The 8,107-nt window shown below is 30.1% G+C and carries 7 protein-coding genes and 4 pseudogenes; 9 read left to right on the forward strand and 2 right to left on the reverse strand.

Translation table 11 applies throughout. The features are described from left to right. From C3E89_RS10570 to C3E89_RS10590, 5 genes and pseudogenes are all read left to right on the forward strand, one after another. Positions 1-183 (forward strand): annotated as a pseudogene (locus C3E89_RS10570) (alpha/beta hydrolase); the annotation flags it as partial. Positions 184-405: 222 nt separating this feature from the next. Next, entirely contained in the window at positions 406-1,203 is a 798-nt protein-coding gene (locus C3E89_RS10575; RefSeq protein WP_236912848.1) for a class I SAM-dependent methyltransferase, read from the forward strand. 44 nt (positions 1,204-1,247) lie between these two features. After that, entirely contained in the window at positions 1,248-1,700 is a 453-nt protein-coding gene (locus C3E89_RS10580) for an NUDIX hydrolase (protein ID WP_236912850.1), read from the forward strand. Continuing rightward, the gene (locus C3E89_RS10585; RefSeq protein ID WP_236912851.1) at positions 1,700-2,344 is read left to right on the forward strand and encodes a DNA alkylation repair protein; all 645 of its coding nucleotides are present in this window, start codon (positions 1,700-1,702) and stop codon (positions 2,342-2,344) included. Before C3E89_RS10580 ends, C3E89_RS10585 begins: the two co-directional genes overlap by 1 nt. A gap of 17 nt (positions 2,345-2,361) precedes the next feature. Continuing rightward, the gene (locus tag C3E89_RS10590; protein WP_025642085.1) at positions 2,362-2,880 is read left to right on the forward strand and encodes a GNAT family N-acetyltransferase; all 519 of its coding nucleotides are present in this window, start codon (positions 2,362-2,364) and stop codon (positions 2,878-2,880) included. A 115-nt stretch (positions 2,881-2,995) separates the two neighbouring features. Here C3E89_RS10590 and C3E89_RS10595 read toward each other — a convergent pair whose 3' ends face one another. Continuing rightward, entirely contained in the window at positions 2,996-3,493 is a 498-nt protein-coding gene (locus C3E89_RS10595; protein WP_005585977.1) for a cupin domain-containing protein, read from the reverse strand. A gap of 686 nt (positions 3,494-4,179) precedes the next feature. Between C3E89_RS10595 and C3E89_RS13535 the strand changes: the two are divergent. Further along, a pseudogene (locus C3E89_RS13535) lies at positions 4,180-4,284 on the forward strand (MerR family transcriptional regulator); the annotation flags it as partial. 57 nt (positions 4,285-4,341) lie between these two features. Here C3E89_RS13535 and abc-f read toward each other — a convergent pair. Further along, positions 4,342-5,811, reverse strand: a complete 1,470-nt coding sequence (abc-f, locus tag C3E89_RS10600; protein WP_236912853.1) for a ribosomal protection-like ABC-F family protein — start codon at positions 5,809-5,811, stop codon at positions 4,342-4,344. Between the two features lie 462 nt (positions 5,812-6,273). Between abc-f and C3E89_RS13540 the strand changes: the two are divergent. The 3 genes and pseudogenes from C3E89_RS13540 to C3E89_RS10610 form a co-directional block, all read left to right on the forward strand. Next, positions 6,274-6,483: pseudogene (locus C3E89_RS13540) on the forward strand (glutaredoxin domain-containing protein); the annotation flags it as partial. Positions 6,484-6,559: 76 nt separating this feature from the next. Next, complete coding sequence (locus C3E89_RS10605; RefSeq protein WP_236912854.1) at positions 6,560-7,732, forward strand: DUF438 domain-containing protein; 1,173 nt, start codon at positions 6,560-6,562, stop codon at positions 7,730-7,732. A 42-nt stretch (positions 7,733-7,774) separates the two neighbouring features. Further along, positions 7,775-8,107 (forward strand): annotated as a pseudogene (locus C3E89_RS10610) (hypothetical protein); the annotation flags it as partial.

The following is an 8,107-nucleotide window of genomic DNA, read 5'->3' on the forward strand; positions in this document are numbered from 1 at the left end:
ATTATAAATAGTAGAGCTGATGAAATAACACCTTATTTTATGGGACAGGATATTTATAATTCAGTTAAACATAATAATAAAAAGATTTTTACTGTTGAATATAGTGCACATGCAGAAATATATTTTGACTATCCAAATGAATATGAAGCAAATGTTCTTGAATTTATAAAAGATTTGAACTAAATTATGAATTTTTAGGTACGCTAGATATATAGGATTACAGATACATAGGATTACGAAAAATAAAACTATGGCTATTTCCAAATTTTAACTCTTATTAAGGAGTTAATGGATGTTGATGTAAAGAATGTGAAGAGAGGATACTAAAAGGATATTGAATTTTTAGCCAATAGAATTGTTAAGTATTCTACAGGTAGGCAAAGAAATAGGTGGAGGAGATCATAAATGAAAATAGAAGATTTGAGAAAGATTAGCAATGAGGAAGAAAGGGTTGCAGCCATCTATGAAATATTTGATGAGGATTCTAGATTATCTTCTAAAGCAACGAGGGTTGAATTTTTTACTACAGTAAGGCATATTGAAAAACATTTAAAACCTGGAATGAAAATATTGGACTTGGGAGCAGGTACTGGAGAATATAGTTTATATTTTGCGGAAAAAGGGTATGATGTAACGGCCATCGAACTGGTTGAAAAACATGTGAACCGAATTAAAGAAAAGAAAAAGCCAGGTATGAACCTTAAAGTATTTCAAGGGGATGCTTTAGACCTTTCAAATTTTCAGGATAATGAATATGGTATAGTTCTCTGTTTTGGGCCCTTGTATCACTTAGAGGATAGAGAGAATCAATTAAAATGCATCGAAGAAGTTAAAAGAGTATGCAAAGAAGAAGGCATAATGTTCTTTGCTTTCATTAACAACGATATGGTTATTGTTACTCAAACTATGTGCTATGAGCCAGACTATCTAATAAATGGGGCATATAATCGCCAAACTTTCAAGGTGAATGATTTTCCCTTTGTATTTACTACAGTCCAACAGGCCAGGGAACTATTGCAATCATCAGAATTGATTATTGTATCTGAAATTGCTGCAGATGGTTTAAGTGAATTATTGGCTGATAAAATAAATAATATGGATGATGAAAGTTATAGGCGATGGTTAAAGTTTCATTATTATTATAGTGAAAAACCAGAATTTTTAGGAGCAAGTAACCATTTATTATTTGCTGCTAAAAAATAAAAAATAGCAATAATGAGTTGGGGAAACTGAAAGGGGATATTAAAGTGAATTATAATTTATACATAGTAAATGTGGAGGCAGCCATATATAAAGATGATAAATGGTTGATCATAAAAAGAAGTGAAAAAGAAGAACATGCTCCAGGACTTATATCTTTGGTTGGAGGGAAAGTAGAAGCAAATATGGCACAAGATGGCATTTTAGAAGAGACTTTAAGAAGGGAAATAATGGAGGAAGTTGGTATAGAAGTTTCAGATACAATGCATTATCTTGAGAGCAAATCATTCTTATTAGCAGATGGACAAGTAGTTGTAGATGTGGTTTTTGTATGCAAATATAAATCTGGGGAAGCAAAGCCCGTGGCTACCGATGAGGTTGGGGAAATATATTGGATGACTTGTGAAGAGGTATTAGAAAACGGAAAGGCTCTTATATGGTTAAAGGATACCATCAAAAAAGCTGAAGATGTTAGATTAAGATTAGAAAGAGGGATATAGTGGACATTTTTCAAATATTCTATAACAATAGAAACGAAGAACAAGTAATACCTATGGCCAAATATATGAAAAACAAATTCCCTTTTCTTGGCCTTAAAAAGCCAGAAAGGAATGGATTATCGAAGGAATTACTAAAAGTTAAAAGAAAGGATACAAATATAGATTGGAATTTTGTTTTTAAATGTTATGATATGCCAGAAAGGGAATTTCAATACTTGGCTATAGATTATATGGAAAAAGTTAAAAAGCTGTTTACGCCAGATGATATGGGAAATATTGAGAGACTATTGACGACAAAATCATGGTGGGATAGTGTAGATGCCATAAATAGAATAGTAGGCCATGTAGCTATGGAATATCCTGAAGTAAAGAAAGACTATTTAACCAAATGGATAGAGTCGAATAATATTTGGTTAAATAGGGTATCTATTATATTTCAATTGAAATATAAAGAAAAAACCGATACCCAATTTTTAAGCAAAGCAATTTTATCCAACTCCGAAACCAATGATTTTTTTATAAACAAAGCAATAGGCTGGGTCTTGAGAGAGTACTCTAAAACCAATAAGGAATGGGTGAAAAATTTTATCCATAAAAACACACTCCATCCTTTAAGCGTTAGGGAAGGTAGCAAGTATTTATAGGTAAATGAGGTGAGAATATGTCTCAACATTTGAAAATTAGTAAGGCTAAAAAGGAAGACGCTGAAAAGGTATTAGAATTCTTAAATATTATTGGTGGGGAAAGCGACAATCTATTATTTGGTGAAAATGAATTTAAAGACATGCCAGTAGAAAAAGAAATGGCAATCATTGAAGATATTAATTTATCGGATAAATCAGTTATGTATCTTGGGAAAATTGGTGAAGAAATAGTTTCTATTGGTTCATTGCAAGGATTTATCAATAGAACTCGTATTGCCCATAGAGGTGGACTTGCTATAAGTGTTAAGAAGAAATATTGGAATCAAGGTATTGGTACTAAAATGATGGAAGAATTGATTACATTTGCAAAATATATTGCAAAACTGGAAGTTATAGAATTAGAAGTTAGGATAGATAATTTAAGTGCAATAAAGCTTTATGAAAAATTGGGATTTGAAAGGATTGGAGTGTATAAAAAATTTTTTAAAATTGATGGAGAATATTTTGATGCTGTACTTATGAATTTATATCTTTAGAATATTAAGTGATAATATGATGTATTGCTAATATATAATGATGGATTAATTGATAATTTGGTAGCGGAAAAGATGTGGACAAAGAATTTTTGTCCACATCTTTTACTACCAATATCTAATAACGATTTTCATGTATTTCAGCTTCTTCTTTAGTTCTATGAATTGTGCCATGGGGATGCTCTGGAGGTGCATATATAGAATATAGTTTAATTGGTAAATTACCTGTATTAATTAAATTATGCCATGTGCCTGCAGGTATAAATATTACATAATCGTCATAAACTCTTGTTTGAAAACTCAAGTTATCCATTGTATTCCCCATTCTAATGATTCCTTGCCCTTGTTCAATACGAATGAATTGATCTAGATCAGGGTGCATTTCTAGACCGATGTCATCACCAACATTAATACTCATTAGTGTAAGCTGTAGATATTTCCCTGTCCATAATGCTATACGAAAATAGTTATTTTGTTTTGCAGCTTCTTCAATATTGGTTACAAATGGGCAAGGTCCATAATCTTTTAATTGGATAGGGTCTTTATAATAATTTGGGTGACGTTTTGGTTTGTTATCCCAGTAAGGACACGGATACGATCTATAATCATTATACATGATATTCACTCCTTTTATGGCTTCTATGATATTATATGTATTATATTCAAGAGGAGTTCTTTATGAAATTAAGTATAAAAATATTTTCTAGAATCTATGACCATAAATATATGTAAAAGGCAAGTGTTTTTTCTTAATTTTCACAAAATAATGCTCCCGAACAATTTTCAATTTCTAATCTTCTAAATAGGCAATATTCAAGGGATTCTTCTATAAGTTTTTTCTTTATATCTTTGTAAGCGTTGCATATTAAACTGTATTGGGCCCTTATGTAGCTTGGTTTTCAACCCTAATTCTGTCAAGAATAAATTTAGCTTTATTGGTGTTATTCAGTATATTTAAAGTTTTGTCATATAGTTTATATATCTTTAAAGTTTTATCCCTTTCAAGGTGAGCAATTTGTATTAATCTTCCATGAATATTAGCATCTCCTGTTCTATCTAACCATAGAAAACCCTATATTTTAAACTCCAATTTATATGAACTGGTTTAACAAGTTTTAAAATATAGTCTTTAAAATTTAAGTCAAAGTAAGAGGAAAAAATATGATTGGCTAAAATTCAAATAGAAAAATACATTTGGCGGTGGAAGAGAAGGAGAGGTGCTTAAAAAATAAATATTTGAATCGGAACCTTTAGATACTATGATAAAATTGGTTTATTTACTGTTGATCGAAGAAAAACTATAGATACTATACCGAGAAAGATACTAAAAGACTACAAAGTATTATGGCTATGAAAGAAATGATGTTTTCTTTAGAGGATATAAATAGAGAAAATTATAATTTATAAAACTATATAGATCAAGCACAAGAAAAAATAATTTTTATTCTTGTGCTTGGCTATATTTTAGCACAATTCAACAATATCTGTAGCAACCTTATCGATAAATTTTTTATCATGCTCAACAAGGAGCATAGTAGGGGCATATTCTAAAATCATATTTTCAATCTGAATTCTCGAAATGATATCAATATAATTTAAAGGTTCATCCCAGATATATATATGAGCCTGTTCACAAAGGGATTTTGCTAAAAGAACCTTTTTCTTTTGACCACTACTATAATTCTCCATGGGAATATCAAATTGTTCTCGGGGAATTCCCATTTTTCTAAAGATTGTTAAAAACTGAGTCTTATCAATATTGGAATTATCAATAAACTCAAATAGACTGCCCTTTAAAAAATCAAATTGTTGTGGCACATAAGATATTATTAAATTATTGGCTTTCCACAATTGGCCAATGGTTTGTAGTTTTTGACCTAGAATAGCCTTTATAATACTGGATTTTCCACTGCCATTATTACCTTGCAGAATTAAACATTCCCCTTGATTAAGGGTAAAGCTTATTGGTTTAAAAATAGGATTATCATTGTAATATATTGTATAATCGTCTACTTCTATAAGAGTATCTACATGGTGCTCTAAAGGGTCTATTTGTAGTGCTTCAATCTCCTCTATATTTTTGAGTAATTTTTGCTTTTTCTCAATGGCTTTTTCATAACGTTTCTCAATGTTTTTAGAGCGTTTCATCATTTTAGCAGCCATATGACCAATATATCCTCGATCTACAGGACCTTGACCAATTTTGGATTTCTCAACTTTATCTGACCATAGAGCTTTTTCCCTTGCTGAGTCTTTTAATCTTCGTATTTCTTTTCTTAATTTTTCATTTTGTACAAGCTCAAATTGATCTTCTAAATGCTTATTGAGCTGCCATGTATCGTAATTTCCTTTAGTTAGTACAATTTTATTTTTTTCAATGGCCAATATATGGTCAACGGAGATATTTAAAAACTCTCGATCGTGGGATACAACTATAAATCCTTTTTTCATTGCCAAGTATTCAGCTACAAGTTTCCTACCTTGAACATCTAAATGATTGGTAGGTTCATCAACTAATAGAAACTGATTATCTGTAATAAACATAGTGGCAAGAAGTATTTTAGTCTGTTCTCCATGGCTTAAGGTAGAAAAAGACCGGTACAACACATCTTCCTTAAGTTGAAGCAAGTTCATTTCTTTTTCCAATTTCCACAGTGGAAATTCTCCTTTTAAGTTTTCAATAACTGATATGGTTATATTATCTGGATTATTTACCACATAGGGAAAGTATTCAAAATCTACAGAAGTATGGATATTACCCTTATAGGACAACTTACCCATTAAAAGGTTTAGAAATGTAGATTTTCCATAACCATTGCGACCAATAAATCCTAATTTCCAATTTGTATCTAGTTGTAAACTTACATCATCAAAAATTGGATTAATGCTACCTATATGAGTAAATGTTAAATTTTTAATATCTATTAATGACAACTAATTTCACTCCTTCTTCAGATACTTCTGGTATAAAAGGGTATTATTCATATTGTTCACCTCCATAAAAAATGCCAAGAGAAAGCTCTCTTGGCAGCAGAAAAATATATAAAAAAAGATGATCAAAATCATCCTTTAATAAAATATAAATATATTCATAAGAGATTTCTCGCTAAAATTAGACACAAAAATACTAGGGTAATATAATGGCTGTATTTTTGTCCCTATAAAATTTTATTATTTAGCAAGAAATAAAATCATGAGCAACCTCCAAATATTATTTTCACATTAATTTTACCATATTGAGTATAAAGTCACAAGTATTATTCTAAATATTCATTATTAATATATTTACCAATTAGGAGGACCATGATATATTAAATATAGATAATTTACTTAGGAGGAGAGATGTAAATGAAGAAAATAATTGTTTTTGGTAGTAAACATTGACCAGATTGTGAGCCAGCGAAAGAGTATCTTTCCAACAACAATATTAAGTTCTTATATTTAGATATTACTGAAAATATGTTATACCTAAAGAAGTTCTTAAAAATAAGGGATAATAGACCGGAATTTGATGAAATAAAAAAGGCAGGAAGGGTAGGGCTTCCTTGTATAGTTATAAATGATGGGGAACAGGTTATTTTCGATTATAAAAAGTTGATAGTTTAAATATATAGAATAGTTGGTATATATTGGATATATTATAATTTAGATTATGTGAAATTTTGAAGCAAGGGGTGTAATGGTGGATATAGATAGGGAAAAAATTGAAAGTTTAAAGGAATACGTTCAAGGAGTTGTGGATAATGGAGATGGGAAAGCTTTATATCTTAAATACAAAGAAGATATTGAAACTGTAACTCCACAAGAATGTTTTGAAATATTTACCTCAAAATTAGAAAAAGGGTATACACCAAAGGATGTACTTAAAATATTAGATAAGGTTATAAATGTATTTCATAAACCTTTAAGCAATTATTCATGGAAAAAGCCAAAAGAAGACAGTTTTTTATATTATTTAATAAAAGAAAATGAAGCCCTTACGAAAAAATTAGAAGAAATAAAGAAAATAATATTAAACAAAGAAGTGGAGATAAAAAAGGATGAATTATTAGTTCGTGTTAAGAAACTAGAGGAATTTAATCAACATTATTTAAAGAAGGAGAATATACTTTTTCCTTATTTAGAGAAAAAAATGGACAGGTTCCATGGACTAACTATTATGTGGTCATTACATGATGAGGCAAGAAAAAATATAAAGAGAGTAGAAAATTTATTAGAATCTGAAAATATGTCTGTTGAAGAATTTAATAAAGAAATTGGTAGTTTGTTCTTTACTTTACTTGGTATAGTAAAGAAAGAAAAACTTATTTTATTTCCAGCATCTATGGAAGTAATTAGTGATGAGGAATGGGAAGATATGCATGCTCAAAGTATGGATTATGGATTTCCATTTATTCAAAAGCCAGCATTAGAGAAGAAAGAAAAATTAGATTTATATGGGTTAGAGGCAACGAAGTTCAAAACCAATACTGGAGAATTGAATTTTGAACAGATGATGCTTCTATTAAACGCTTTGCCAGTAGACCTTACTTTTGTAGATGAAAACAATAAAGTTAGATTTTTTACAAGGCCTAAGGATAGAATATTTCCACGTTCACCAGCCGTCATTGGCCGTGATGTGGAGAATTGTCACCCTTCAGAAAGCGTAGATGTAGTAAATAAAATAATTGAAGCATTTAAAGATGGTAGTAAGGATTCAGCTAGATTTTGGATAGACTTGAAGGGGAGAAAGATATTAATCCAGTATTTTGCATTAAAGAATTCAAAAGATGAATATAAAGGAGTACTGGAGGTTAGTCAAGATATTACAGGAATAAGGGAATTAGAAGGGGAAAGAAGATTATTAGAATGGTAGATAAGTAATACTCTAATAAGGTTAAAAACTGGGGGGATCATATTGAATAAAGTAGTTGGAGCATGGGGATGCATCTGTAGTGATTGCCACATTTTTGAGGTAAAATGTATGGGATGCCATGCTATAGAAGGCAAGGAATGTGAGGAAATACCATGTGAAAAGTTTTGGATGAATAAAAATCCAAATTGGACAGATGAACAACATAAAAAAATTGTTGAAGATAGAACTGCTTTGCTTAAAGAGTTGGCAAACACTAGGGATTATTTTATTAAAGAAATAAGTGATCCAAAATCCAAATCAAATATAACTAATTCCATACTTAGAAAACTACCAGATTGGTTTGGAATAGAAGAAGCTATTATTGAATATGTAGAT

The organism is Clostridium sp. Cult1 (assembly GCF_021655095.1).
Taxonomy (GTDB): domain Bacteria; phylum Bacillota; class Clostridia; order Tissierellales; family Tepidimicrobiaceae; genus Schnuerera.

Bases quoted from the DNA above. Each gene is read 5' to 3' on its own strand.
- C3E89_RS10575 (WP_236912848.1), top strand. From the start codon at position 406: ATGAAAATAGAAGATTTGAGAAAGATTAGCAATGAGGAAGAAAGGGTT.
- C3E89_RS10590 (WP_025642085.1), top strand. From the start codon at position 2,362: ATGTCTCAACATTTGAAAATTAGTAAGGCTAAAAAGGAAGACGCTGAA.
- C3E89_RS10595 (WP_005585977.1), bottom strand. From the start codon at position 3,493: ATGTATAATGATTATAGATCGTATCCGTGTCCTTACTGGGATAACAAA.